This is a genomic window from Planococcus sp. 1R117A (assembly GCF_051417975.1).
GTDB classification, from domain to species: Bacteria; Bacillota; Bacilli; order Bacillales_A; family Planococcaceae; genus Planococcus; species Planococcus shenhongbingii.
In genome coordinates, this window is record NZ_JBPRLO010000001.1 from 1037225 (window position 1) to 1063078 (window position 25854).

The window sequence follows — 25854 nt, forward strand, 5'->3', positions numbered from 1 at the left end:
TCTTATTTAATCATCAGTATTTCCCGTATATCTTGTTCTGTCAAGGCAGTAAACGATTCCTGCCCCGAATGAATGACTTCGTCAATCAGGTTTTTCTTTTTCTCCTGGAGTTCGCTGATTTTTTCTTCAATGGTGCCTTTCGCGAGCATCCGGATGACCTGCACTTCATTTTTTTGCCCCATGCGGTGTGCCCGGTCTGCAGCTTGCTGTTCGACGGCGGGATTCCACCAAAGATCATATAAAATGACCGTATCGGCTCCCGTCAGATTCAAGCCGGTCCCGCCCGCTTTCAAGGAAATTAAAAACAGGTTCCCTTCCCCTTCATTGAAACGCTCACACATCGCTACCCGTTCAGAAGGCGAGGTCTGGCCGTCCAAATAAAAATAAGGCAAGCCATGTTTTCCAAGATTGCGCCCGATGATTCCGAGCATTTGGGTAAACTGCGAGAAAATCAGCACGCGCCGGCCAGAGAGGCGGCATTCCTCCACGATTTCCATCAACTGATCAAATTTGGCCGATCCTCCGGCGTATCCTTCGACGAATAACGCAGGATGGCAGCAAATCTGCCTCAAACGGGTCAATCCGGCCAAAATTTTAATGCGGTTTTTCCGGAAACTTCCTTTTGTCAGATGCTTCAAAGCATCATGCTTCAATTCTGCTAAATAGGCCGCGTACAGCTTTTTCTGTTCCGTCTGCAGTTCTGAGAATTGCACAGTTTCTATTTTCTCCGGCAATTCCCCTAACACTTCTTTTTTCGTGCGCCTCAGGATAAATGGCCGGATCCTTTTGGCCACATTTTGACGCCTCAATTCGTTGAATGCCTGCCTGTTTGGCAGCAGTTCCGGAAAGACTACCCGGAAAATGGACCAAAGTTCATCCAGTGAGTTCTCTATAGGTGTTCCCGTTAATGCAAATCGATAATCCGCTTGAATCGCTTTTACCGATTTTGCTGTTTGGGTCACCGGGTTTTTAAACGCTTGGGCTTCATCGAAAAAGACAGTATGGAACTGTTTATCCCGGTACAGCGTCCCGTCCATCCGCAAGGAAGGGTATGAGGTGATGACAACATCGAAACCAGTCAGGTTTTTCAGCGCCGACACCCTCGCCGCCCGGTTGCCATCGATAATCTTCGCCTGGATTTCAGGCGTAAACTTTTCCAGCTCATTGAGCCAATTGTAAACAAGCGATGACGGACAAACAACGAGGACCGGCTGTTTGCGCTTGCGCACTTCCGGCAGCACCGACACGATGTAAGCGATGCTCTGCAAAGTCTTTCCGAGGCCCATATCATCTGCCAGAATACCACCGAAGCGGTATGCCGCCAATAGCTTCATCCAGCTGAAGCCAGTTTTTTGGTAGTCACGGAGCACCGGCTCTAAAGACTTTGGCACTGCTTCGTCCAGCTTGCCCGGGTCTGCCAAATTCTTCATAAGTTTCGCAAACGTTTCACCAGGCTCTGCCAGACCGCTTTCTTCAAGGCCCTCCGCTAATTGCATGCCATGAATCAAGGGCACGCGGATTTCTTCTTCGTCCAGTTCTTCTGCGGAAAGCCCGAGTTCACCGATAAAATCACCCATTGCCCAGAATTCCGGAGTTTCCAGTGACATCAACGTGCCGTTCGGAACCCGGTAATATTTCCTTTTCTCAGCAATTGCCTTCAAGAGCTGCTGTATTTCCTTTTCGGGAATTTCTTTCATGTCAAACCGGAATGACAGCCAGTCTGTGCGCTCTTTGACTTCCACTTTGATCTTCGGACCCATATAAGCTTTTTGTACACGCAATTTTACTGAAGTTGTCGCATAGATTTTCACCAGCTCCTCCAGTTCCGGAACAGCGTGATAGAGAAAATCATATTCAGCTTCTTCATCCTGCAGGTAAAAGCCGCCCGGAGTCTGCGTGAACTGGCTGTCCTGAATTTTTTTCAAAATGCGCTGCTCCTTGTCAAGCTGGCGTCTTACACCCGGCAGATATTGATAGCCCTGCTCCATCTCTTCGCACGGATTGATGGACTGCCGGCCGTAATGAAATTCCAGTCCTGCCAGCAGCCGGTTATTGACGCGGTCCAGAAACAGCTTCGCTGTCAGCGGCGTTTCTTTCAGCCCTCTCGATGCCCTTTCCGCAATATCCACTTGGCCGAGCCGCATCAAGCCGGAAATGGCCGTTTCCCTGAAGTGGCTGATTTGCGCTTCCGGAATCAGCAGTTCCTGTTTTCCGTTTTCACTGAACATTTTTTTCAGTTCCGCAAGCCTTCCACAGTCTTCTTCTTCCATCTGGAACCATTGGCCTTCCGAAAAAGCATAGCTGTAGGACTCGAAAACGGTAATGCGTTCGAGGCCTTCCATTTCGAGCCGGTAGCCTGCCTCTGCTGTATCCAGTTCAAAAGACAGCGGAAGCCGGTCGCCGTAATGGACGCCGTCGTATAATCGTCCGTACTGCTCAAATGCAACAGCTGGAGCAGCTTCCAATAAAGGCAGCAACATTTCCCATTCAGCCGCTGAAATCAGCAAGGCTCCTTTAGCCAAGTCCGCTTTTATCGGCTGCATTTTTGTCAACAAACGCAGCACAGCATCGGTTTCCCGGCTGAAGTTATGGCGCTCCGGATTATAGATGCGGCCCGTGCAGTATTCGAACGGCTGGCGCATGCCAACTTTCCGCAAAAATTCCAGTGGCTCCGCAATACGTTCCAGGGAATTATCACCGACATTCAGCCTAATCCCTATTACAAAACCCGCAGCTCCAAGATCGATAGGGGAGCAAAGAAATTCCACATGAAGCGTCTGCCGTTTATCAAAATGCAGCTGTTTGCCGCTCGGCTGCACCGGCTGATTGCCGAATAGCCCAAGCATTCTGTCTGCCATCGGATTTTCGGCGCGCTGCTGTTCTTCAATGGCCAGCAAGACGGCTGCGATATGCTGGCAGTAAGTTTTGATGAATCCTACGGGAGGGCAGCTGCAAGTTGCTTCTATTTGTTCGTTGAAGTCCGATTGTACCGTTACTTGAAAATGGCTTCCGGCCTTGACAGTCCCTGTGACCGAAGAGCTTTTCTTTTGCCGCGGCTCCAGTTGGACTTTTCCGCCCAGGAAATAGGACTTCCCTTTTTTATAAGCGGCATCGCCGCATAATTTTTTGATTTTTGTTTTATCCAGCACCACATTCATCAGCTGATCCTTCCTTCAATCCATATCAGATACTTAATATTATCGCTAAATCAACCGAGTTAAACAATGTTTACCCTTTTCGGATAGGTTCTCTCTATAGAAAAAACCAGGCACACGGCCCGGTTTTCTTATCGTTCTGATTTACAAGCCATATAAAACGGCATTAGCTTTTTTTAACAAACTCCGATTTTAATTTCATTGGGCCAAAGCCGTCGATTTTGCAGTCGATGTTGTGGTCGCCATCTACTAGTCGAATACTTTTCACTTTCGTGCCGATTTTCAGAACGGACGAACTGCCTTTTACTTTCAAGTCTTTGATGACTGTGACAGAGTCACCGTCAGCCAGGATATTTCCATTAGCGTCTTTGACGGCTTTTTCAGTTTCAGCGGTTTCCACTTCTGCACCTGGCGTCCATTCATGGGCACATTCCGGGCAAACAAGCATATTCCCGTCTTCATAAGTGTATTCAGAACCGCACACCGGGCAATTCGGCAAAGTTTCCATGTTTCATTTCCTCCATTCCGTTCTCTTCAAAAATGCATTCGTGATGTTTCTTCTATCCTACCATGGCTTAAGCTTTTGCCGTAGCCTTCGAATAGAAAGACCGCTAGAAAACCGCCGGATTTTTCTAGTTTCCGTCCTTTGAAAGCACTCATTTTTTCACAAAGGATTAAAATTGACTTTTTGAAAAAGCGGAGTAGAATAACGTTCATCAACAACTAAATACCTCGGCCAAATCCTGGAAACGGGAACGGGGGAACCACTCTATTGGGGCTAATTCTGCGTTTTGCAGAAAGGATGAGAGCAACTCTTTCGCCATCCTGCCCGTCAGCTAACTTCGTCGGCTAAAGCGAAGGAGGTCCAAGGACCCCTTTATTCGGGAAGCTTTTTTGCTGCGCTTTTTTCGCATCAAAACAAGCTGCTTGAATATAAAGCAGGTCTTTTTATTGTGCCTGCTTCTAGCCGCAGGGATGTCCAGAAAACTTAAAGAGAGCCGGGATGCGGAACATTTTATCGGAACATAGAAGAGCTAACCTGAAATCATAGAATATTTTTTATAAATACCATTTCTAACTATGGAAGGTGCAAACAATGGTTTCTGCGATAAAACGATTTTTGATCGGACGGCCGTTAAAAACAAATATGCTGGGCGAACAAAAACTCAATAAAAAGAAAGCCTTAGCAATTCTCTCTTCAGATGCTCTTTCTTCTGTAGCCTATGGACCTGAACAAATCTTGATTGTGTTAATTACAGTAAGTGCGGTGGCCTTCTGGTACTCTATTCCGATTGCCTGCGCTGTGTTGATTCTTTTGACCGTCCTGATCTTGTCTTATCGGCAAATTATTTTTGCCTACCCTCACGGCGGCGGTGCCTATATTGTCGCAAAAGAGAATTTGGGCACCAATCCCGGTTTGGTCGCCGGCGGCTCTTTGTTAGTCGATTATATTTTGACGGTTTCTGTAAGTGTCTCTGCGGGAACAGATGCCCTGACTTCTGCTTTTCCTGGTTTGCATGGACATAATATCGCAATTGCTGTGGCTTTTGTGGTATTTCTTACTCTCTTGAATTTACGGGGGGTCACGGAGTCGGCATCGATTTTGGCTTATCCGGTTTATTTATTCGTATTGGCGCTTTTTGTTTTGATTGGTGTCGGCATTTATCAGATTCTGACCGGCACAGTGCCTCCTGACTTGCATCCGCAGCTCGGAGCACCTGTTGCAGGCATCAGTTTGTTTATCCTGTTGCGTGCGTTCGCTTCAGGAAGTTCAGCGCTCACAGGAGTCGAAGCGATATCCAATGCAATCCCTAACTTTAAAGAGCCTGCTCCCGTAAATGCCGCTAAAACCTTGACAGCGATGGGAATCCTATTGGGTCTGTTGTTTTCGGGAATCGTTTTCCTGGCTTATTATTATGGAATTTCGCCCCTTGCTGAAGTAACGGTGGTTTCCCAGATTGCTGAAGAAACATTCGGCCGGAACTTCCTGTACTTTTTTGTTCAAGGGACAACAGCGCTAATTTTGATTTTGGCAGCCAATACCGGTTATTCAGCTTTTCCTTTGCTGGCTGTCAATTTAGCAACGGATAAATTCATTCCACGGATGTTTACTGTCAGAGGAGACCGGCTAGGATATTCCAATGGCATTCTCATTCTCGGGATTGCTTCCATTTTGCTAATTGTGACATTTGGCGGCCATACAGAGCGGCTAATCCCGCTTTATGCGGTAGGGGTGTTCATCCCGTTTACGTTGTCCCAGACCGGGATGATGATGAAATGGATCCGCGAAAAACCGAAAGACTGGGAGAACAAGTTAGTCATCAACTCGGCGGGTGCTTTGATCTGCTTTATGGTGACCATCATCTTTTTCTTAACGAAATTCACTCAAGTATGGTCCATTCTGGTTTTCCTGCCGATGATCATTTATATTTTCCACCGCATCAAAAGCCATTATAACGCGGTGGCGGATCAACTCCGGATTTCGGCTCAAGGCAAAGCACTTCCCGTTAAAGGAAATGTCATGATTATTCCGGTAGCAGGCATAACACAAGTGGTGGAAACCTCTATTGACTATGCCCGTTCGCTGTCAGTGGATCAGATTATTGCCGTTTATGTCGCTTTTGATAAAGAAGATGAAAAGAAATTTGAAGCCAAGTGGAAGAAATGGCAGCCCGATGTCCGGCTCGCGACTTTGTATTCCCCTTACCGGAGCATCATTCATCCACTGATGAAATTTTTGGACACCGTGGAGCACAAAGCCAATGAATTGAATTACCGGGTCACAGTAGTCATCCCGCAGTTTATTCCCAAAAAGGGCTGGCAGAATATCCTTCATAACCAGTCGGGTTTTCTTATCCGCGCTGCTTTGCTGATCCGGAAAAACCTGATTGTCATTACCGTGCCTTTCCACTTGAAAAAATAACAACGAGCAAAGCCCGTCTCATTTGACGGGCTTTGCTCGTTGTTTCATCAATTATTTTTTAGCTATTGCATCTTTATTCTGCCGATTCTTAACTTCCTCCATCTTTCTATAAAAACTTTCCTCTAAGTTGATATCAAAGAAATTCGCGAATTTCATGATATAAGCAAGGCAATCCGCCAGTTCTTTTCCGACATCCTCTTTTACAGCTTCTGATGCTAACTCGAACGCCGCTTTTTCTTCCAGCCCGTTTTGTACATGTTTATGGGTCAGGTTAAAAGCCTTGCGCAATTCTTCAGCGACTTCAGCCACTTCCGTCGTTAATAACATATAGTTATTCAATAGTGAAGCCCGGTTCTCTTCATAATTGCCGGCTTCAATGCTCCAGCCCATTTCTTTTTGATACTGCTTCGCAAACTCCTGCATATCCTTCATCTCGCACCTCTGTTTCTTAATCTATTTGGCTTTCTCCTATCGGCAGCACCGTCGAATATTTGACTTCCCGAAGCGCCAGGTTGGTTTGGATTTTGGTCACCCCAAGACCGTTCAGCTTCCGGATAAATGTCTGCAACTCACTGCGGTTCCGGTTAGCGACTTTCAATAAATAATCATACTCTCCGGTAATGCATTGGCATTCCAGCACTTCCGGCATCTTTTCCAAGGCACTTTCCAACATATTCAATTCTTCCGCCTGATGAAGGTTCGTACTGATGAAAATAAAACACAATAAATCGAAGCCAAGCTTTTCCTGGTTTAAGATGGCGACTTGCCGGCTGATATACCCCTCGCTTTCGAGTCGTTTAATTCTTGAATGGACAGCTGGAGGTGAAAGATTGACGCGCTTCGCTATTTCAGTGTTGCTCAAGTCCGCCTGTTTTTGCAGAATATCTAATATCTGGACATCTGTCCGGTCAAGCACTTTGCTGACAATCGATTCCACTGCTTTTCCCCCTTTTATTTTTTCTGTAATGCACAGGTCCCGGCAACCCTTTTAGAATAAATTTAAGAAAAATTAAAATTTACTTTATTTTATTTTGAATTTTGTTCAATAAACAAAACAACCACTCGAATTATACCTTGGAATGATAAAATTGTTAATTAAGGATATGAAGAAAGGGGCCAATTATGCGTTATTTCTATCATGGGCTATTGCTGTTGACGAGTTTTTTATGGGCTGGGAACTTTGTAGTAGGAAAGTGGCTTGTTGGACATGCCTCTCCCATGACATTGACCAGCCTGCGCTGGATGATCGCAGTCCTTTGCCTGATACCGTTGGTCTGGGCCACAGAGAAAAAGATTCTGCCGCCGCGCAAAGCGATTCTGCCGCTCATCCTTATGGGCATAACGGGCGTTGTGCTGTTCAATATCCTGCAGTTTCTCGCATTGGAAAATACCTCAGCTACAAATATCGGGCTGATTTCCACGTTGAATATGATTTCCATTGCCGTTTTCTCAGCCATTTTGTTGAAGGAAAAAATTCGGCCGCTGCAGACAGCCGCGATGGGCCTTTCACTTTCCGGTGTCATTTTGGTCCTGACAAAAGGCCGGGCTGATTTGTTGTTTTCCATGCAATTCAATAAAGGTGATCTGTATATGCTCGCTGCGGTAGCGGTCTGGGGAATTTATTCGGTGTGCAGCAAATGGGCGATGGCATCCACTTCTCCAATGATGGCCACTTTGTATTCCGGAGTATTCGGCGTTGCCTTCCTGCTGCCGTTTAATATGGCTGACTTTACTGTGACCAACATTAACGCCCCTTTTGTCTATTCCATTTTGTATACCGGCGTCATTTCGACCGTCTTGTGTTTTGTTCTTTGGAACATCGGCGTCAACAAATTGGGCGCTACCACATCGGGGCTTTTTTTGAACTTCAATCCGATTTTCACGGCCATTTTAGCGTTTTTCATTCTGGGCGAAAAAATGATGGGCGTCCAATTGCTTGGAAGTGCCTTGGTGATTCTGGGCTGTTATTTCTTCAGCTATTTCAAAACGCAGGCACTTCCTATAGAAAAAGCTGCAGACGTAACAAACCCTCTGACAGAACAGGTCAAGCCTGGCTGATCAGAGGGTTTGTTTTTCTTATTGAATTAAGAAAGTATATAAATTCGACTTGCGTATTCGGTGTCCAGACTCCAGTGCTTGTCGGGGCTATGCGGGCGCTTGCACTTTTCTTATCTTAATGTACGCTTCAAAAACTCGCGCGTCCGTTCTTTTTGCGGCTGATTGAAAAGCTGTTCGGGTGGCCCTTCTTCGACAATGACGCCTTTATCCATAAACACTACCCGGTCGGCGACTTCTTTTGCAAACTCCATCTCATGAGTCACGATGAGCATCGTCAAGCCGCTTTTCGCTAGGTCTTTCATGACTTTCAGCACTTCCCCGACCATTTCCGGATCAAGCGCTGATGTGGGTTCATCAAACAGCATAACATCCGGCTCCATTGACAGTGCCCGTGCAATTGCTACCCGCTGTTTTTGTCCGCCTGACAGTTGCTCTGCTTTGGCATTAATGTACTGGTCCATGCCTACAACCTTCAAGTATTTGATCGCCACTTTTTCCGCTTCTTCTTTCCGGCGTTTCATCACTTTCACCTGTCCGACCACACAATTGTTCAAGACATTATGGTTGTTGAAAAGATTAAATTGCTGAAACACCATCCCAAGTTTCGTGCGGTAAGCATGGATGTCGTGGCGGTCATCCAAGATGTTTTCCCCGTTATAGATGATTTTTCCGCCGCTTGGCTTTTCAAGCAGGTTGATGCAGCGCAAAAGCGTCGATTTTCCGGATCCTGATGAGCCGATGACACAGACCACTTCGCCTTTGCGCACGGAAAAATCGATGTCTCTTAGCACTTCATGCGTGCCGAAGGATTTACTTAAATGCTGAATTTCAATTACGTTTTCCATAAGTTCTCCTCTTCCATTTCTGCTTATTGACCTGTCTATTCTTTGATTTTATGCGAAGTGTCTTCCGGATTCACTACTTGCATCGGCAAGCCGCCAATCATGCTGTAGTTTTTCGGCCCCGCCATTTTTCTTTCAAGTTTGCGCAATAGAAGTGTGATGCTGTATGTCATGATGAAATAAAGGACACAAGCGATAAAGAACGATTCGAAATAACGGAAGTTGTTCCCTGATACGGTTCTTGTCTGGAAAAACAATTCCGTCACTCCAATAACGCTTAGCACCGCCGTATCTTTAATATTGATGACAAACTGATTGCCTGTTGCCGGCAAAATATTGCGGATGACCTGCGGCATGACGACATTGATCATAGTTTGAAAATGGTTCATCCCAATGGCCTGGGCAGCTTCGAACTGTCCTTTATCGACGGAAATGATGCCGCCCCGAACAATTTCCGACATATAGGCCCCTGTATTGATGGATACAATGAATATGGCCGCTGTAAAGACGTCCAAATCGATTCCAAATGCCATGGCGGATCCATAGAAAATAACCATCGCCTGTACCATCATCGGTGTTCCCCGGAAAAATTCGATGTATGCAGAAAGAAGTCCGTTAATGACTTTCAAACCGATTTTTTTGATTCCCCGCTCCGGCATCGGAATGGTATGGATAATACCGATGATCAATCCAATAGCGGCTCCAATCAAAGTGCCGATCACTGAAATCCATAACGTCATGACCGCTCCGCGCAGGAACATGGGCCAGTTATCTGTAAGTATGGTGATAACCCATTCTAAACTCATTGTTTTCCTCCTAAAAATAGTTAAAACCGGCTGCATACATATGTAGCCGGCACCACCTAATCATTATTGGGCAGCTGGTTGGTTTTTAATTGCAGTATCCATAATTTCCTGGCGCTCTTCTTCAGAAATGCCAGCCAATGCTTTATTGATTTGTTCTGTCAGTTCACTGCCTTTTTCAAGCCCTACCGCAATTGCTGTGTCTTCTTCAGACGTTTCAAACCCGTCTTCAAATTCCACCATGGCAAAATTTTCATTGGCAGCAGAAGCACTCACCGCTTCCGGCCGTTCTGACACGTAGCCATCAATAATCCCTGATTCAAGCGCTACCCGCATGGAAGGGAAGCTTTCCATCGCTGTTTCTTTCGATACGCCTTCAATCTGGTCAATAACGGAATAATGGAAAGTGTTCAACTGTGCTGTGATTTTCGCTCCTTTAAAATCGGAAAGCGAAGTTGCCCCTTCATATTTGCCGCCTTTTTGAACGACCATAACCAACTCTGACGTATAGTACGGGTCTGAAAAATCAATGGTTGCTTTGCGCTCTGCCGTCGGTGACATGCCCGCAACGATGGCATCAATCTTGCCGGAAGTCAGAGCAGGCACCAGACCATCCCATTCCGTTTTTACAATTTCCAATTCCTTGCCCATGTCTTCAGCAATTCTTTTAGCAATTTCTACGTCATAGCCGCCTGCATATTCAGCGTTCCCTGAAATTTTCACAGCCTCGTTGGAGTCATCTCCCTGTGTCCAGTTGAACGGTGCATAAGCTGCTTCCATTCCCACTTTGAATGTCTCAGATTCTTCTGATGATCCGCCGCTTCCGGCTTCCTCGCTTGATCCGCATCCTGACATCAGCAGCATCGACGACAGGAACATGGTTGAAAATAACGTCAATTTTTTCTTCATAATTAAACTCTCCCCTTTGTGTTTGGTACCTTAGTGGTAATTGAATATACAAAAAGGGCACCTCTGCACAAAAAGACCTGAGGTAGACTCAGATCGCACTATACATAGTTGCCCTAAATCCTCTTCTTCGTCCCTGGATGAGATAGCTCTTCGCAATAAATCGGGAAATCCATTGCGACAGTCCTGCAGCTATTAACCGCAGACCCAGCATGCAATAGTGAGAGTTATTGCACACTTCGGCGACATTTCCTTCTCCTTGGGATCATCATTTTCTCGAACTCCTCCAAGGATTGTTAAACGTCGCGCCTCTACCTCACTGCAAAAAGTGTGAGGTAATATTCAATTCATGTTTTTCATAGTCTACATTGATATATTTTATCTGTCAATCCTATTTTTATTTATCAAAAATTTGTCCTGATTTTCTGTTTCCACAATGGGAGCAGAGACTTTTTGTTCAGCTTTCCCACTTATTTCTTTTGCACTAATTGACCTGGATCGGTGGCTTCTCCACCCACAGAGAAAGCAGGGAGATTTTCTTTAACCGCTTGGATTGCTTCTTCGATATTGTTGACCACCAAGAACTTTTTCTGCGAATCCGGGTATTGGAGGCCGGTATGCTTGTAGCGGGAATCGTAATAATGCTCCAGCAGCAGCTGAATGGCCGAAGCAAAATTGCCCGTTTCCAAATCCGATTCGATTTGCTTGGCGATAGGCATATGAATCCGCGATTTGATCCGCTGAAATGCTTCCATGCATTCTTCCTGATGTTCCGAAGGACGGTAATCTTCCAGGATTTCTTTCACCCGTTCTTCCATCGGCAAATCGATGACCAAATGGATGCTCCGATTTTTCAAATCACTTAAAAACGGCGGAATCACCACTTTCCCGATGCGATGGCTTTCTGCTTCAATCAGCACATAAGGAAAATTCTGCAGCTTTTTCAGCTGATGGACCAGAAGCGAATCAAAGACTTTCTGATTATGCGGTTCCAGACCGATCTGACCGAAAATCGATCCTTTATGATTGGCCATCCCTTCAAAATCAATGACCGGATATCCCTCTTCCTGCAGCGCCTTTAATACTCTTGTTTTCCCTGCGCCGGTTAATCCGTTTAATACAAATCCTTTCGAAGGGGTTTCCTTTTGTTCCAGCTCGGCTACCACCCATTTCCGATAAGCCCGGATGCCTTCATCAAGGCGATGGACATGGACGTTCATCAAACTCAAAAGAGTCGCTGTCGTTCTGCTGCGCATGCCTCCGCGCCAGCAAAACACCACTTTATCTCCTTCGACTTTCTTGAATGCCCGCACGAATTCCGGCAATTTTGCTGAAATGATTTCCAGCCCGCGTTCTTTTGCAGCTTCTACACTGACTTGTTTATAAAGCGTTCCGATTTCTGCCCGTTCCGCATCATCAAAAAATGGAATATTGATGCTTCCCGGTATAGTGAAATTTTTATATTCAGATGGCGACCGGACATCAATGAGCGCCATTTTTTTGTTTTCGATGACCGGAATCAGTTCTTCTACTTTAATATTGCTAAACATTCTTTTTCCCCCAAAAAGCCATTAAAAGGCTCTATAGTATGGCTTAAATTCTTCAAATTACATTTACAAGTATACACCCATTGAATCCATATAAAAGTTTTCATGGCTTGCTCTTTGTAAAAGCAAAGAAAAAAGCAAGCCGTATTGACAGGCCTGCCTTCTTTAATGGGAAAGTTATCCGACATTAACCGATTGGTGCTTCTCTTTATTTAGTCGCTTCATAAACCCGCATAGGCGGAAGATTCCGCAGAAAGAATTTATCTTGGGCATTGGAAAAATAGTCCCGCAGGTAAACCATCAAATGTTCGTCTTTTTGGAAAAAGGTTTGGTAAGGAAGAAATTTCCCTCCCGGCTTTAATACATGGCTTGTTCTTTTTACGATATTTTCACGGGTTTCTTCATCCATTAACGAGAACGGGATACCCGAAATCACATAATCCACTATTTCGACTCCATGCTGATGGACGATTTCATGCACATTTTCTGCACTGTCATGGTGAATTTTCAACCGGGGATCTCTGGTGTTTTCCCTTAAGTAATCAACAAAATTATCATTAAGTTCAATGGCAATGATCAGGGAATCTGGCGTCATATGCTCAAGCAAATAATTGGTGAATACACCTGTAGCAGGCCCATATTCAACAATCACTACTTTTTTGCTGAGATCCATTTTTTCACATACTTCCCGTACCCCCATCTTTGAAGTCGGCGTAATGGAGGCGATGTTCCGGTCTTTGATTAAATTCTTCACGTATTCTATTGTACTCATTTTTCTGGCCCCCTGTTCACAATTGGCTTAGCTGTAAGCAAACTATTTATGCAGAACATCGTAAAAAAATAAGAAAGCATCAATAACTTTTTCTAACTTTAACAGCAATTTAAACTCTAATTGGAACAACTATCGCTTTCTGGGAAAGCACTTTGCTTGAATCTATTTTCTCTTTATTCCAGGATGTTATCTGGAAGGTTGTTTTTATCATATACCTTCGAAAAACGAAGGTCAATCTATCCCTTGGATTTCAACTGGCTCGCTGGACCGATTTCCGATTAAAGAATTTTGACAATTTCATTTTTCCGGGTTTCTTGTACATTCCTATACAGCTGCAAAGCGGTAAGATATATTAAAGGAAGGTGATGACATGAAAACCACGATGTACTTAGACAATGAAAAATTTGCAGCAGGCATGACCATGAAAGATGCAGCCGAATTTGAAATGAGCAATATGGCTCTTCACGTTTGCGGCAATTCTGAGCAAATTATAGAAAACCGCAAAAAACTGGCAGCTTCCCTGGGACTGGAACTGGAAGATTTCGTCTGTGCCTACCAAACACATAGCGCAAATTTCCACCGGGTGACGGCTGCCGACAAAGGGCGCGGCGCTGTTCACCAGGATGCAGCCATACCAGATACCGATGCGTTATATACCTATGAGCCGAATGTGCTCTTAAGCAGCTTTTCTGCCGATTGTGTGCCAGTGCTGTTCTTCAACGAAAAGAACGGTCTGGTTGGCGCTGTCCATTCCGGCTGGCAAGGCACCGTCAAAGAAATCACGTTGAAACTGTTCGAGCATTTAAAACAGGTGGAACAATGCAGCCCTGCGGATTTCCATGTCCAGCTCGGAGCGGCTCTCAGCCAGGAAAGATTCGAAGTGGACGAAGACGTCTATTTGAAATTCAAGGATCTCGGCTATGTGGATGACTTGATGTATTACAACGAAGCAACCGGAAAATACCATATCGACAATCAGCTCGCTGTCAAAAAACAATGTGAATTGGCCGGTATTCCGCCGGAGCAAATTAACATCGACCGCACCTGTACATTTGAAAGCCCTGACGGTTTTTCGTACCGGCAAGACAAGAAAAGCGGGCGGCATTTGAGTTTCATCATGAAAAAGCAGCCCGGTTAAAGAAATGGTATAAACTACAGCTAGTTTCCGAGTAACCGGATTTAGCTGTAGTTTTTTATTTAAAGCAGGGCTCAAGCCGGCTTAGCACTCCTCCATTTAGGGTAAACAAAAACGGAATTAGTTTCCGTTTCAGTAATTGCCGCAGGTGGCTGCTCGAGCTTTAATTTGCTGTAAGAATCTGTTATATTCAAAAAAATGAAACTTCTTTAGGCATGGCTCGTATTTCTAAAAGAGGTGAGAAAATGGGTTTTTTAAGCCGTTTATTTAAGGGGACCGAAAAAAAGGCACCGGAAGTGGAAAAACGGACGCTGCGCAATCTGCGCGTCAAAGATTTTGTCACCTATGATTTGGCGGATTACGAAGTGGCTGGCAAAATTCATTATAATGACAGCGGCTATACGTGGAACGCCTATCAACTGGTATCCGGCGGCAAGAGCATTTGGCTTAGCGTGGAAATGGATGATGAGCTGGAAGTGGCCGTCTATCAAAAAATCCGGATTCCGGGACTTGAGCCCGGGACGAAGAAAGTTACGCATGACGGCAAAGATTATTTTCTTGAAGAACAAGGCCGTGCTTACGTAACATCAGAAGGCCGCAGCCAGAATGTCAACGGCGCAGAGATGGATTACTACGAATACGCGGATGAATCAGGAGAATCATTTTTATCCGTTGAAGTATGGGGCGGCGAAGTCGAAGTCAGCAAAGGCTACGGAATTGAAGAATACGAAATCACTATTTTAGCGGGAAGCTAACCAAATTGGAGGAGAGAATATGTTTCAATTTTTCAGTCGTATACAAACTTATGTAGAATCCGAACTAAATGCAGCACTTGATAAAGCAGAAGATCCGGTAAAAATGCTCGACCAGTTTATGCGGGATATGGCGCTCGATATCCGGGAAGCCGAAACATCCGTGGCGAAGCAGCTGGCTAATGAAAAAATACTGAAAAAGAAATATGACGACGCCAGCAGCATGGTCGAAAAACGCCAGCAGCAGGCCGTTGAAGCGGTGGAAGCCGGCAACGAAGATCTGGCTCGCCGTGCGCTTGAAGACAAGCAAAATCATGTAATCCAAGCGAATTCCATGAAAGAAGCTTATGAACGGGCCGCGAGCGACTCGACAGTGCTGCGCGAAAAACTGGCGGAAATGAAGCGCGAATACGAAGAAATGCAGATTAAGAAGGATTCGTTGAAAGCCCGTGCAGAATCGGCGAAGACACGGACCAAAATCAACCGCTCGATGAGTTCTGTAGGAGGCGACGAATCACGCCAAGGTTTTGATCGGATGGAAGAAAAAGTGATGCACTTGGAAGCGGAAGCTGAAACTTCGGAAGACTTGCGGGCAGGTTCACGCAGTCTTGATGATGAGTTTGATGACCTTAAAAAAGGCAGCTCAGTGGACAATGAACTGGCGGCACTGAAAAAGCAGCTTGGAAAAGAATAACGAACTGCGGTCTGCTCCTCTGTGAGCGGGCCGTTCCCGTTCATTTGGAGTGTGCGATCAATGAAAAAAAAGAGATGGCTAACGGGCCTGGTGGCTGCAGTGCTTTTCCTGTCGGCATGCGGCAGCCTGTCGCAGGCAGAAGATTATGTCGAAAACAATTATACCTTTGTAAATGCCGTTCAAAGTGACAGCGGCTCAAACAGCAGCGCCATGTTGTACCGGTCCGATAAAGACTTGGCAGGCACGGTAGCAGAGCTGAGTGAAGCACAGGAACCGGACCAAGTCGGAGAAGAAATCGAAGGCCGGCAAGTACTGGTTTATAATGATGACTTCATTATTTTGACAGAAGATCCAGAAAACCCAGGCACTACGCTTGTGGAAGTGGCAGACCAGGAATTTGTCCGGAACCATTATAATCCCGGCTTTTTCTCAGGGATGTTGTTGGGATCGCTTTTAAGCAACCGGTTCGGATCTGGCTGGAACCAGTCACAGGCAAGCCGCTGTGCACGCGGTGGATGCTATTCGGGCGGAGGCGGTTATAATTCAATTCCTTCAGCTACCACTGGCCGCGGCTCAACATTCCGCGGAGGCGGTCCGGGCGTCGGAAAATAAAACACAGCAAAGGAGCTTGAGTAGTGAATTCATTCTTACTGACATTTTTATATTTCATTTCAGCGATTGCTGTAGTACTCATAGGCCTTGTCATTTTCGAATTATTGACAAGAAAATATAAGGATTGGGAAGAAATCAAAGGAAACAATTCTGCTGTCGCTTTGTCGATTGCCGGCAAAATTATTGGTACTTGCGTAATCCTTACCTTTTCCATTCTCCATAATGACTCCATTCTTGAAACCGTCGTCTGGGGGCTATTCGGACTGCTTCTTCAATTTATCGCTTATTTCCTGTTCGAATTGCTGACTCCCCGTTTTTCAGTGGAGGTCCAGTTGAAAGAAAGAAATACAGCTGTGGGCATCATTTCATTTGCCGTTTCAGTCGGGTTAGCGTTCGTCATTGGCGCTTCTATTACTTAAGGCGGTGTTTTGAATGCTGATAGAACAAGAATCCGTCCGGCAAAGCCGGGCGATTTACTATGCATCCGGAATCGTTTCCATCTGTGGCATCATTTTTGAAGTATTGTTCGGAGCGCTCGGTTCATACATTTTAGGAGATGGAGTGAAGCAGTACACACTTACCATCTCTCTTTTTTTAACTGGGATGGGCATTGGTGCATATTTCAGTGAAAAAATGACCCGGCATTTGATTGCATCATTCATTTGGATTGAATACTCCATCGGCATTATCGGCGGCTTTTCCGCCATGCTGCTGTTCGGCGTAACGGCTTACCTGCCCCCTGGCACCGGTTCGCTGTTTTTATACAGTGTGATTTTGATCGTCGGTTCTTTGACCGGTGTTGAACTGCCGATTTTGATCCGGAAAGCAAATGAAATCGGTGTATCGCTGCAAAAAAGCGCAGCCAAAGTGCTGTTCTCCGATTATGCCGGCGGGCTTGTCGGCGGACTGCTCTTTTTGTTTTTGCTGCGCCCTTATTTCGGATTAGTGAAAACCGCTTTCCTGGTGGCGTTGATCAACGTCACCGTCGCGCTTTGGATCGTGTTCCGTTTTAAACATGAGCTGAAACGCTTTAAACTGCACGTTTCTTTCGGCCTTTTGTTTTTAGCCATCTTGATTCTTGGAGCTCTTTTCGGGGAACAGGCAGCCTTCCATTTCGAACAGCAGCTCTACAAAGATCCGGTAATTTTCTCCGAGCAGACCTCTTACCAGAAAATCATTTTGACGAAACAGCAAGGCGATACCCGGCTTTACTTAGACGGCCAGCTTCAATTCAGTTCCTCGGATGAACATCGCTACCATGAAATCCTGGTCCATCCACCGATGGCCGCTGCAGCCCGGCATGACCGTGTACTGGTGCTTGGCGGCGGTGATGGGCTGGCGGTCCGTGAATTGTTGAAATATGAAGATTTGGGCAGCGTGGACCTTGTTGATCTTGACCCGAAAATGACGGAAACCGCGCGGACCAGTCATCTGCTGACCGAACTCAATGAAGGTTCCCTCGACAACCCGAAAGTAAACGTGGTCAACGAAGACGCTTTCCGCTTTTTAGAGGGCGCTGACGGCTTTTATGACGTCATCATCATCGACTTACCCGACCCGAACAACGAATCGCTCAACAAGCTTTATACACTGGAATTTTACTCGCTTGCCCGCAACCATCTGCATCCAGACGGCGCCATGATGGTCCAGGCAACAAGCCCTGTATTTGCGCCGCAAGTCTACTGGACGATCGATAAGACCATTCAGGCAACCGGGCTTCAGACGGAAAACCTGCACGCTGATATTCCGAGTTTCGGTGGCTGGGGCTTCGTGCTGGCGTCCCGCTCCGAAATACAGACAGAAAACCTCGAAATCATCGAAGATACCGAGTATTTGACTACGGAGCTGCTCCCTGCCCTGATGGCTTTTGGAAAAGATGAAGATGCCGTTATTGAAGCCAGCAACGGCGATCCGATTGCACTCGAACCCAATACATTGATTCGGCCGAACTTGATAGAAGTTTATGAGAAATCGTGGACTAATTATTAAGACCGTTAAAAAGCTTTAACATCGATACTGAAAATAAAAAAGAAGAGGAACCTGTTCCTCTTCTTTCACTCTATTAAAAAATCTCCAGCAAATCATCGAATTTTTCGATGGCGTAGTCGTAATCCTCTACTTCGCCGAAGCCGTATTTGGCATAAACGAAAGGAACGCCGGCATCTTTTGCCGCTTTTCGGTCTCCTGCTGTATCCCCGACATAAACCGGATCTTTCAATCCGTTCCGCTCCATGATTAACTTGATATTTTCTCCTTTTGAAAGCCCTGTTCTTCCCGGGTTCTCGAAATCCTCAAAGTATTTTTCCAGTTCGTGATACTCATAGAACGCTTCGATGTATCCTTCTTGGCAATTGCTGACAATATACAGCTTATATTTCTCCGATAAAGCCTTCAAAACGTCTTCCAAATTTTCATACAGGATGCCGCCTCGCTCACTTATATAATCGCCTTCGATTTCTCCGCATGATTGAATGATTTCATTGTGCATCTCTGCATTCAAATTTGGAAACAGCTTTTGCATGATTTCATGCATCTGGAGCCCCATGGTTTCTTTCAAATGCTGCTTCGTCAATGTATGATCTATTTTGTCGTTCTGTTCAATCGCTTTGTTCCACGCCATGACTACTGTTTCTCGTGAATCCCACAATGTTCCGTCCAAGTCAAAAATGATACTGTCCATTAAATCCTCTCCTCTGAACTGATATGACTCCATTCTACCCTTTTCGGATAGGTAAACCAAATACTGTGCTAAAACCCGGGATTTTAAAAAGCTGCGTAGCATCTGCTTTCTCGGAGCGAATTCTTGCTTATCCAAAATTTGAAAAGAACTTTGCAATCCGCCTCTGTTAAGGAGAATCGAATTCAAAGTTCTTTTCAACTAAACTTTTCCTACTTCTCTTTTTCTCTCAGACCCAGCCAGGCGCCGACTACAACGATGCCGATTAAGACGCTCCAGAATATAATTGTCCAAGTAAACGAATGAGGGAAATCATGAGGCAGGATATGAATTTTTTCATGGGACAGCGTCATGACCAAAAGCTTCACTCCGACCCAACCCACAATGATAAAAGCGGCTGTTTCAAGCTGCGGGTAAGTTTCAAGCAGCTGAACGAATTTATGAGCGGCAAACCGCATGATGATGACACCAATCAATCCGCCGCTCAGCATGACTACAAAGGGCCCGGCATTAATGCCTCCGATATTGGTATCGCCCAGATGCGGCAATGTCAGCGCCAAGGCAACCGCAGCAAGCATCGAGTCGACCGCAAAGGCGATATCCGCCACTTCAATCTTGAAAACAGTGCCCCAAAAACTGGAACCTTTCTTCGTTTCCAGTAGGGAATCATTGCCTTGCCCTTTCCGTTGATCATAAATATGCTTGAAAGCGATGAATAGTAAATAAGCGGCTCCAAGTGCCTGAATCTGCCAGACGCCCACTAGCAACGTTATCATGAACAAAGCAGCAAAGCGGAACACAAACGCTGCCGCCAGTCCGTAAAACAACGCTTTCTTCTTTTGTTCCCCTGGCAAATGCTTGACCATCACGGCCATGACCACGGCATTATCCGCAGCCAGAATCCCCTCTAGTCCAACCAGAACCAGCATAACCCAAGCATATTCCAATAAGATTGCTCCCATTATTTTTCCTCCCAACGGGCTGGACATCAATTGAGGTGGCCTTTTGCCACTAGAGAACCTTTTTTCTATAGTATACTAAGCTACGGAAAAGAAAACTAAATTTTTTGTCATTTTAAAAGAAAACGGAGAAATCATTAGTAAAACGGTCTTTTCTCTCTCTTTTTTCCGGGATGATATGGTAATGTTTCGATATAGATGTCGCAGTGATAAGAAGTAAGGAGAAGAAGCAATGAACGAACGTGACTGGCTTATCTTAAAAGTGCTTTATGAAAAAAAGAACATCACGAAAACAGCTGAAAATTTGTATATTTCTCAGCCTTCTTTAACCAAACGGATTCAGCAAATAGAACAGGAATACGGGAGGACCCTTGTCGTTCGAGGTACAAAAGGTGTTCAGTTTACTCCAGAAGGAGAATTCTTAGCCAAATGCGCAGATGAAATGCTTGAACGTTTTTACCAGATCAAAGACCAGGTCTTGAATATGGGCCAGGAAGTCAGCGGCACTTTGCGGCTGGGGGTTTCAAATTATATAACCAGACACAAGCTTCCGGCCCTGCTCAAGCTATTCGGGGACCAATTCCCGAAAGTGAATTATAAAGTGAGAACCGGCTGGAGCCGGGACGTTTTCAATCTGGCCTACAATCAGGAAGTCCATGTCGGAATTGTCCGCGGCGATTATAATTGGTCTGGACCAAAACATCTTTTGTTCGAGGAAAATCTCTGCATCGTTTCCAAGGAAAAAATTGGACTGGACGAATTGCCTTCCATGCCAAGGATCGAATATGAAACAGATAGCTTGTTAAAAACGATGATTGATAATTGGTGGACCGGCACATTTTCTCAGCCGCCCTTGCTCGGAATGGAAGTGGATAAAGCGGATACCTGCAAAGAAATGGTCTTGAATGGTTTGGGATACGGCATCCTTCCCAGTGTTCTCATTGAAAATCATGATAATCTCCATCAAATCAACTTAGAAGACAAATCAGGAAATCCATTGGTTAGAAGAACCTGGCTGCTTTACCGTGAAGAAGCTCTCCAATCGAAAGCCGCTAATGAATTTGTACAGTTTGTCCGAACAATCGATTTTAAGAAGAATTTATAAAAGAGCGTGGAACCTTTCCATGCTCTTTTTTGCCGATTTTTTCTGCCCCGCCATTCTTTTCTTATATGCCTGTCCATCCACAATTGGTATTTTATCTAAGTCCCGGATGGTCTTATGATGAATGAGTACACTGTAATGAAAACATCCTAAAAGCAAGAGTTTCAATGTTTTGTTTCGGAATGGAGAGAAGCGCATATGGAGGTTTTGTTGCTCATTATTATGAACGTCATTGTACCGGTCTTTTTGCTGATCGGCGCAGGTGCCATTCTTCATCTTAAGTATTCTCTGGATATGAATACACTCGCTAAATTGAATACTTATCTTTTAATGCCAGCTTTGAGCTTTGTTAATATTTATAAAAACGACATGCAGGCGGATACCCTTTTTCATGTCCTTAGTTTTTTAATACTCCAAAGCCTATGTTTGATGGCGTTAAGTGCCGGAATAGCGAAGTCAGCGAAATTTGACAACAGCCTTTCTGCTACCTTCAAAAACAGTGTGGTGCTCGTCAACTCCGGGAACTTCGGTTTGCCGGTCAGCCAGCTGATTTTCCATCAGAACCCTTTAGGGCTGTCCATCCAAATTGTCGTCTTGATTTTCCAGAACCTGCTTACCTATACATATGGCTTGTATAATTCCGTATCGGTCAATAACAGAGGGCTGCAAGCTATGAAGGTTTTCCTAAAAAACCCGGTCATCTATGCTTTTTTAGCTGGAATCCTTTGCCATGCTTTATCCATTCAGATTCCCAGCTTTATCTGGACTCCTATTGAAAACACGTCCGACGCTTTTTTGGCAATCGCTTTGATCACACTCGGAGCACAAAGCGCATCGCTCAAACTAATCCGGTTTTCTTTGCCTTTGGTACTAAGCATTGTAGGCCGATTGATCCTGTCTCCAGTGATTGCCATCACGGTGATTCTCGTGTTGGGTCTAGAAGGCACTACAGCCCAGGCTCTATTCATCGCCAGCTCTTTTCCAACTTCCAGAAACAGTTCTCTTTTCGCCTTGGAATATGGAAACCATCCTGATTACGCCGCACAAGCTGTATTGATGTCTACTGTCTTCAGCATGGCAACCGTCACTGCCGTGGTCTATTCAGCAAAACTATTATTTCCGTGATTGCTACGCTGTTACATTCAACAGTTCATCGACAGTGCTATGTAAGAACTTTGATGACTTGCCGGGATATTTCGTGCGTATTGATGGCAGATTCAATTTGCCCGTTTTCCGCGCAATTTATAAATTCCTTCAACTCATAATACATCGTGTCAAATTCCTGAGGCATAGAAAGGTCTTCCGTCTGCCCGTCCCGGTATTTGATGACCACTTTAGTGGGATCACTGATTTTATTGATCTCAATGACGCCTTCTTCGCCTTGGATTTCGCATGGCGCATACGAATCGGTGATTTTCGAATACATGATGACTGCTTCAAACTCTTGGTAATCCAAGATCATACTCCCTTGGCCATCTGCACCTGTTGATAAGGAATAGCTATTCTTCAGGACCCTTTCCGGCTCATCTGCGAGATGGATAATCGGCGCGATGCAATAAACCCCTAAATCCATCTTTGCTCCATTCCCTAACTCCGGTTTGAAGGCATTTTCAATGATGCCTTCTTTATATTTGTCGTAGCGGGAAGAATATTGATTGAAATGGAAGACAAAACGCCGGATTTGGCCAACCTTAGCCAAATTCTTTTTCAGGTTTAAAAAAGTTGGAGTGACAGTCGATTTCATCGCTTCCATATACATCTTTTGGTGCTTTCGGGAAGCTTCAATGACACGGTCCATCTCTGCAACGGAAGTGACCGCGGGCTTCTCACAAAGGACGTGAATACCGTTTTCCAACGCCAATACACTTTGTTCCACGTGAAACGTATTGGGTGATGCGATATAAACTGCATCGATGTCTCCACTTTGGAGCATTTCAGCTATATCTGTGTAAACTGCCGCAACTCCATATTTCGCAGAAAACTCCCTGCCCCGCTCTGCTGTCCTTGAGTATACGGCGCCAATGCTAAACGCCGGCACGTCTCTGGCAGCTTTGAGCAGCCGGTCGGTAATCCAATTGGTCCCAATAATTCCAAACCTCATTTTATGCCTCCTTCTCCGTCATGCTGACTGTATTTTTCTTTATATACTCAGGTGTTTACCTAAGAACAAATATTGTGAAACAAATTTTACCACGCTGGATATTACATATGATACCAAAACATTCCTGCAACATAGATAAAAGGAAGAGACGTGGCTATAATTTTGCCTCGTCTCTTCCTTTTGGTTTCTGCTGCATGATTTCATCTACTTTCTTCTTCATAATTACGAGCTTAAAATACCGTTTGCACCAAAAGCATATAAACGATGGTCCCTCCTGCAATCGACAAAAGCATTTGCCTCTTCCAGACATGCAGCACCGCTACGACAGCAATTGCCAGAAATTCCGGGATGCCCCGGCTTCCCGAAAACAGATTGACATCCTTCAGGCAGTAAATGACCAACAGCCCAATGACAGCGGCAGGCAGGACATTCCCTAAATACTGGACATACTTCGGCGTAGCTTTGTTCGGTGGAAAAATGAGAAAAGGAAGAAAGCGCGTGAGCATAGTGCCGATAATCACCATCGCAATCGTCACAACTTGTTGCGTTAAAGTCATCGTCATGCTGTCACCTCCACTTTCTTCTCCATAGGTCTTCTAAATACAGTAAGGACCCCGAGAATTGCCAGCATTGCCGGAATGGTGAAATTGGTTCCTCCAAATACAACAAGACAAGCAGTTGAAAGCCCAAGCCCCGTTAATGCACTGGCGTACTTTTTCCCTGTCATCAGCTGTTCTATGAAAATAACCACAAAAAGTGCAGTCATGACAAACTCCAAACCTTCAGTGTTGAACACGACCAATGAACCGAAAACACCGCCAATAGTTGAGCCGATCACCCAGTAAGAATGGTTGAGAAGAGTAACGAAAAAGAAAAACCAGCCTTTATCTACGTCTTTTGGAACCTTCGCTGAATAATTGATCGAAAATGATTCATCGCAAAGCCCAAAAATCAGGTACCAGCGCTTGTTCCCCACTCCTTTGAATTTGTCCAGCATGGAAATGCCATAAAACAAATGCCGAGCATTGACCATAAGTGTCAGGAAAAGCGCATTAATCGGGTTGAAAGCGAGAAGCAATAAATTTGCTGCCACAAATTCCATAGATCCGGCAAATATAAAAAAACTCATCAAAATCGGGTAAATGGCATGGAATCCCAATGAATTCATAAAGATGCCGTAAGCGATTCCCAAGAAAAGAAACCCTGCAAAAATAGGTACGGTGTATGGAAAAGCCGCTTTAAATGCCAATTGTATATGAGGATATCTTTTCACGATTTCACGTCCTTGCAATAAGTTCTTCTTCAGTTATAGCATACAAAAAACATACAATGAATGAAATAATTGTATGGATTACAATAATCCGAAGAATCTAAAGTGTTATAATTATAAAAATTAATTTATAAGGAGATTACCATGCCCGTCAATTCATTCGAACAATACCCCATGTCCTGGAAACCGGATAAGAAAGCGTTGAAACGCCCTGTCTTTTCCTCACTTGCTTCTATGCTGGAACAAGATATTGCCAATGGCTTTCTAGCTCCTGGTTCAAAACTGCCTCCGCAGCGGGAACTGGCCGACTTTCTGGATCTGAATTTCACCACCATTACCCGCGCTTACAAAGTATGTGAAAGAAAAGGCTTAATCTATGCCATTACAGGAAGTGGAACTTTTGTCGCGCCGAATGCAGCACGGTCCATCACCATTTCAGCGGACCATACGCCCAACCGCATCGAGCTTGGTTTTGTCGCTTCTTTTGAGCAGACCAATGCGCACGTAACAGATACTCTTCAGAAGGTAGCGAAGAAAAGCTATGTGGAGCAATTGCTGAATTACAATGATCCAACAGGAATGCCCCATCAAAAAACTGCCGCGCTCAACTGGATGGAACCGCTCGGCATCTATTCGGACCCCGACCAGGTTGCGATTGTTTCCGGTGCCCAAAATGCTTTAGCGGTTACTTTGATGGCGCTATTCGAACCTGGCAATCGAATTGCTACTGATTTATATACCTATTCAAATTTCATCGAATTGGCGAAACTGTTCCATATTCAATTAGTTCCTATTCTTGGAGACCAATTCGGGATGCTGCCGGGTGAACTTGAAAAGCAATGCGGCCAAATCACTATTCACGGCATTTTTCTGATGCCTTCTTGCAGCAATCCAACCACCATTATGATTCCGGATTTCCGCAAACAGGAATTGGCCGCGGTCATTCGTAAACACCGATTAATCTTGATCGAAGACGACATCCATGCCTTTCTTACAGCGGGCATCATCACTGATTACCAGCAGCCGATGTTCAATTTACTGCCAGAGCAAACCGTCTATATTTGCGGCACCTCTAAGTCCATCTGCTCCGGTTTGCGCGTTGCCTATATGGTTTTTGGCAATGGCATGCGTGATAGAATCTCTCAGGCGATTTTCAATATCAATGTAAAGACCTCTTCTTTTGACGCAGAAGTCATTACTGAGCTGATTTTATCTGGAAAAGCCCAAGAAATTGTTTTGCAAAAGAAAGAGCTTGCTGAACAGGCGAATGATTTGTATTTCAGCTATTTTCCTTTGGCTGAAAATAGCGGACATCCGCTCAGTTTTTACCGTTGGCTTCAAATTGATGAGAACATCGGAAATGCTGAAGTAGAAGCCGAAATGGAGAAGCATGGGATTCGCGTGTTTCATTCCAACCGCTTCTTAAGCGGACAGACTACTTCAAATAAGTATTTGCGCATTGCGCTTTCTTCAACGGGTTCTCTGGATGAACTGGAGACGGGTTTAAAAATCATTAAGCAGCTTCTCGACTAAAACTAGAAAGGAA

The 25854-nt window shown here is 45.0% G+C and carries 25 protein-coding genes and 2 riboswitches; of the genes, 11 read left to right on the forward strand and 14 right to left on the reverse strand.

The genetic code is table 11. The features are described 5' to 3' along the window. Positions 1-2: 2 nt before the first annotated feature. Positions 3-3158: an SNF2 helicase associated domain-containing protein gene (locus tag ACSFXN_RS04875; RefSeq protein ID WP_437149050.1), complete on the reverse strand. Its 3156-nt coding sequence runs from the start codon at positions 3156-3158 to the stop codon at positions 3-5. Between the two features lie 163 nt (positions 3159-3321). Next, positions 3322-3663, reverse strand: coding sequence for a zinc ribbon domain-containing protein YjdM (locus tag ACSFXN_RS04880; protein ID WP_437149051.1), 342 nt, complete (start codon positions 3661-3663; stop codon positions 3322-3324). A gap of 216 nt (positions 3664-3879) precedes the next feature. Next, positions 3880-4021, forward strand: a riboswitch (cyclic di-AMP (ydaO/yuaA leader). 230 nt (positions 4022-4251) lie between these two features. Between ACSFXN_RS04880 and ACSFXN_RS04885 the strand changes: the two genes are divergently transcribed. Beyond that, positions 4252-6078, forward strand: coding sequence for an APC family permease (locus tag ACSFXN_RS04885; RefSeq protein WP_437149052.1), 1827 nt, complete (start codon positions 4252-4254; stop codon positions 6076-6078). A 51-nt stretch (positions 6079-6129) separates the two neighbouring features. Here ACSFXN_RS04885 and ACSFXN_RS04890 read toward each other — a convergent pair whose 3' ends face one another. Together ACSFXN_RS04890 and ACSFXN_RS04895 are read right to left on the reverse strand one after the other, a co-directional pair. After that, on the reverse strand, positions 6130-6510 hold the full coding sequence (locus ACSFXN_RS04890) for a MazG nucleotide pyrophosphohydrolase domain-containing protein (RefSeq protein WP_437149053.1): 381 nt from the start codon (positions 6508-6510) through the stop codon (positions 6130-6132). A gap of 16 nt (positions 6511-6526) precedes the next feature. Continuing rightward, on the reverse strand, positions 6527-7015 hold the full coding sequence (locus ACSFXN_RS04895) for an Lrp/AsnC family transcriptional regulator (RefSeq protein ID WP_437149054.1): 489 nt from the start codon (positions 7013-7015) through the stop codon (positions 6527-6529). 185 nt (positions 7016-7200) lie between these two features. Between ACSFXN_RS04895 and ACSFXN_RS04900 the strand changes: the two genes are divergently transcribed. Continuing rightward, positions 7201-8136 (forward strand): DMT family transporter, encoded by a 936-nt coding sequence (locus ACSFXN_RS04900; protein ID WP_437149055.1) that lies wholly within the window; start codon positions 7201-7203, stop codon positions 8134-8136. A 110-nt stretch (positions 8137-8246) separates the two neighbouring features. On the opposite strand, the gene ACSFXN_RS04905 is transcribed toward ACSFXN_RS04900, so the two are convergent. From ACSFXN_RS04905 to ACSFXN_RS04925, 5 genes are all read right to left on the reverse strand, one after another. Continuing rightward, positions 8247-8981, reverse strand: a complete 735-nt coding sequence (locus ACSFXN_RS04905) for an amino acid ABC transporter ATP-binding protein (RefSeq protein WP_437149056.1) — start codon at positions 8979-8981, stop codon at positions 8247-8249. 35 nt (positions 8982-9016) lie between these two features. Next, positions 9017-9784, reverse strand: a complete 768-nt coding sequence (locus ACSFXN_RS04910; protein ID WP_437149057.1) for an amino acid ABC transporter permease — start codon at positions 9782-9784, stop codon at positions 9017-9019. A 63-nt stretch (positions 9785-9847) separates the two neighbouring features. Further along, positions 9848-10690 carry a transporter substrate-binding domain-containing protein gene (locus ACSFXN_RS04915; RefSeq protein WP_437149058.1) on the reverse strand — a complete coding sequence of 281 codons (843 nt, stop codon included), beginning with the start codon at positions 10688-10690 and terminating at the stop codon, positions 9848-9850. 135 nt (positions 10691-10825) lie between these two features. Further along, positions 10826-11009: riboswitch (Lysine riboswitch) on the reverse strand. Positions 11010-11157: 148 nt separating this feature from the next. Next, positions 11158-12237: a tRNA 2-selenouridine(34) synthase MnmH gene (mnmH, locus tag ACSFXN_RS04920; RefSeq protein WP_437149059.1), complete on the reverse strand. Its 1080-nt coding sequence runs from the start codon at positions 12235-12237 to the stop codon at positions 11158-11160. 205 nt (positions 12238-12442) lie between these two features. Further along, positions 12443-13006, reverse strand: a complete 564-nt coding sequence (locus tag ACSFXN_RS04925; RefSeq protein ID WP_437149060.1) for a class I SAM-dependent methyltransferase — start codon at positions 13004-13006, stop codon at positions 12443-12445. 370 nt (positions 13007-13376) lie between these two features. Between ACSFXN_RS04925 and pgeF the strand changes: the two genes are divergently transcribed. The 6 genes from pgeF to ACSFXN_RS04955 all read left to right on the forward strand — a co-directional run bounded on the left by pgeF (position 13377) and on the right by ACSFXN_RS04955 (position 18188). Next, on the forward strand, positions 13377-14144 hold the full coding sequence (pgeF, locus tag ACSFXN_RS04930) for a peptidoglycan editing factor PgeF (protein ID WP_437149061.1): 768 nt from the start codon (positions 13377-13379) through the stop codon (positions 14142-14144). 242 nt (positions 14145-14386) lie between these two features. Further along, positions 14387-14896, forward strand: coding sequence for a DUF4178 domain-containing protein (locus ACSFXN_RS04935; protein WP_437149062.1), 510 nt, complete (start codon positions 14387-14389; stop codon positions 14894-14896). Positions 14897-14915: 19 nt separating this feature from the next. Beyond that, positions 14916-15587: a PspA/IM30 family protein gene (locus ACSFXN_RS04940; RefSeq protein ID WP_437149063.1), complete on the forward strand. Its 672-nt coding sequence runs from the start codon at positions 14916-14918 to the stop codon at positions 15585-15587. A gap of 60 nt (positions 15588-15647) precedes the next feature. Next, positions 15648-16199: a DUF4247 domain-containing protein gene (locus ACSFXN_RS04945; RefSeq protein ID WP_300990768.1), complete on the forward strand. Its 552-nt coding sequence runs from the start codon at positions 15648-15650 to the stop codon at positions 16197-16199. 23 nt (positions 16200-16222) lie between these two features. Then, complete coding sequence (locus ACSFXN_RS04950) at positions 16223-16618, forward strand: DUF350 domain-containing protein (protein WP_437149064.1); 396 nt, start codon at positions 16223-16225, stop codon at positions 16616-16618. A 16-nt stretch (positions 16619-16634) separates the two neighbouring features. Further along, positions 16635-18188, forward strand: a complete 1554-nt coding sequence (locus ACSFXN_RS04955; protein ID WP_437149165.1) for a polyamine aminopropyltransferase — start codon at positions 16635-16637, stop codon at positions 18186-18188. Positions 18189-18261: 73 nt separating this feature from the next. Here the strand turns inward: ACSFXN_RS04955 and ACSFXN_RS04960 are convergent, their stop codons facing one another. After that, positions 18262-18879, reverse strand: coding sequence for an HAD family hydrolase (locus tag ACSFXN_RS04960; RefSeq protein WP_437149065.1), 618 nt, complete (start codon positions 18877-18879; stop codon positions 18262-18264). A gap of 209 nt (positions 18880-19088) precedes the next feature. Beyond that, on the reverse strand, positions 19089-19838 hold the full coding sequence (locus tag ACSFXN_RS04965) for a TerC family protein (protein ID WP_437149066.1): 750 nt from the start codon (positions 19836-19838) through the stop codon (positions 19089-19091). 229 nt (positions 19839-20067) lie between these two features. On the opposite strand from ACSFXN_RS04965, the gene ACSFXN_RS04970 reads away from it, so the two are divergent. Beyond that, complete coding sequence (locus ACSFXN_RS04970) at positions 20068-20940, forward strand: LysR family transcriptional regulator (RefSeq protein ID WP_437149067.1); 873 nt, start codon at positions 20068-20070, stop codon at positions 20938-20940. A gap of 195 nt (positions 20941-21135) precedes the next feature. Continuing rightward, a complete protein-coding gene (locus ACSFXN_RS04975; RefSeq protein WP_437149068.1) occupies positions 21136-22062 on the forward strand; it encodes an AEC family transporter in 927 nt (308 codons plus the stop codon). Between the two features lie 37 nt (positions 22063-22099). On the opposite strand, the gene ACSFXN_RS04980 is transcribed toward ACSFXN_RS04975, so the two are convergent. The 3 genes from ACSFXN_RS04980 to azlC all read right to left on the reverse strand — a co-directional run bounded on the left by ACSFXN_RS04980 (position 22100) and on the right by azlC (position 24344). Then, the gene (locus ACSFXN_RS04980; protein WP_437149069.1) at positions 22100-23038 is read right to left on the reverse strand and encodes a Gfo/Idh/MocA family protein; all 939 of its coding nucleotides are present in this window, start codon (positions 23036-23038) and stop codon (positions 22100-22102) included. 230 nt (positions 23039-23268) lie between these two features. Further along, positions 23269-23601, reverse strand: a complete 333-nt coding sequence (locus tag ACSFXN_RS04985; RefSeq protein ID WP_300990776.1) for a branched-chain amino acid transporter permease — start codon at positions 23599-23601, stop codon at positions 23269-23271. After that, positions 23598-24344: an azaleucine resistance protein AzlC gene (gene azlC / locus ACSFXN_RS04990; protein ID WP_437149166.1), complete on the reverse strand. Its 747-nt coding sequence runs from the start codon at positions 24342-24344 to the stop codon at positions 23598-23600. Before azlC ends, ACSFXN_RS04985 begins: the two co-directional genes overlap by 4 nt. A gap of 108 nt (positions 24345-24452) precedes the next feature. Here azlC and ACSFXN_RS04995 point away from each other — a divergent pair, with 108 nt between their 5' ends. Further along, positions 24453-25841: a PLP-dependent aminotransferase family protein gene (locus ACSFXN_RS04995; RefSeq protein WP_437149070.1), complete on the forward strand. Its 1389-nt coding sequence runs from the start codon at positions 24453-24455 to the stop codon at positions 25839-25841. Positions 25842-25854: the final 13 nt, after the last annotated feature.

Bases quoted from the DNA above. Each gene is read 5' to 3' on its own strand.
- ACSFXN_RS04875 (WP_437149050.1), bottom strand. From the start codon at position 3,158: ATGAATGTGGTGCTGGATAAAACAAAAATCAAAAAATTATGCGGCGAT.
- ACSFXN_RS04880 (WP_437149051.1), bottom strand. From the start codon at position 3,663: ATGGAAACTTTGCCGAATTGCCCGGTGTGCGGTTCTGAATACACTTAT.
- ACSFXN_RS04885 (WP_437149052.1), top strand. From the start codon at position 4,252: ATGGTTTCTGCGATAAAACGATTTTTGATCGGACGGCCGTTAAAAACA.
- ACSFXN_RS04890 (WP_437149053.1), bottom strand. From the start codon at position 6,510: ATGAAGGATATGCAGGAGTTTGCGAAGCAGTATCAAAAAGAAATGGGC.
- ACSFXN_RS04900 (WP_437149055.1), top strand. From the start codon at position 7,201: ATGCGTTATTTCTATCATGGGCTATTGCTGTTGACGAGTTTTTTATGG.
- ACSFXN_RS04905 (WP_437149056.1), bottom strand. From the start codon at position 8,981: ATGGAAAACGTAATTGAAATTCAGCATTTAAGTAAATCCTTCGGCACG.
- ACSFXN_RS04910 (WP_437149057.1), bottom strand. From the start codon at position 9,784: ATGAGTTTAGAATGGGTTATCACCATACTTACAGATAACTGGCCCATG.
- ACSFXN_RS04915 (WP_437149058.1), bottom strand. From the start codon at position 10,690: ATGAAGAAAAAATTGACGTTATTTTCAACCATGTTCCTGTCGTCGATG.
- mnmH (WP_437149059.1), bottom strand. From the start codon at position 12,237: ATGTTTAGCAATATTAAAGTAGAAGAACTGATTCCGGTCATCGAAAAC.
- ACSFXN_RS04925 (WP_437149060.1), bottom strand. From the start codon at position 13,006: ATGAGTACAATAGAATACGTGAAGAATTTAATCAAAGACCGGAACATC.
- pgeF (WP_437149061.1), top strand. From the start codon at position 13,377: ATGAAAACCACGATGTACTTAGACAATGAAAAATTTGCAGCAGGCATG.
- ACSFXN_RS04935 (WP_437149062.1), top strand. From the start codon at position 14,387: ATGGGTTTTTTAAGCCGTTTATTTAAGGGGACCGAAAAAAAGGCACCG.
- ACSFXN_RS04940 (WP_437149063.1), top strand. From the start codon at position 14,916: ATGTTTCAATTTTTCAGTCGTATACAAACTTATGTAGAATCCGAACTA.
- ACSFXN_RS04945 (WP_300990768.1), top strand. From the start codon at position 15,648: ATGAAAAAAAAGAGATGGCTAACGGGCCTGGTGGCTGCAGTGCTTTTC.
- ACSFXN_RS04960 (WP_437149065.1), bottom strand. From the start codon at position 18,879: ATGGACAGTATCATTTTTGACTTGGACGGAACATTGTGGGATTCACGA.
- ACSFXN_RS04965 (WP_437149066.1), bottom strand. From the start codon at position 19,838: ATGGGAGCAATCTTATTGGAATATGCTTGGGTTATGCTGGTTCTGGTT.
- ACSFXN_RS04970 (WP_437149067.1), top strand. From the start codon at position 20,068: ATGAACGAACGTGACTGGCTTATCTTAAAAGTGCTTTATGAAAAAAAG.
- ACSFXN_RS04975 (WP_437149068.1), top strand. From the start codon at position 21,136: ATGGAGGTTTTGTTGCTCATTATTATGAACGTCATTGTACCGGTCTTT.
- ACSFXN_RS04980 (WP_437149069.1), bottom strand. From the start codon at position 23,038: ATGAGGTTTGGAATTATTGGGACCAATTGGATTACCGACCGGCTGCTC.
- ACSFXN_RS04985 (WP_300990776.1), bottom strand. From the start codon at position 23,601: ATGACGATGACTTTAACGCAACAAGTTGTGACGATTGCGATGGTGATT.
- ACSFXN_RS04995 (WP_437149070.1), top strand. From the start codon at position 24,453: ATGCCCGTCAATTCATTCGAACAATACCCCATGTCCTGGAAACCGGAT.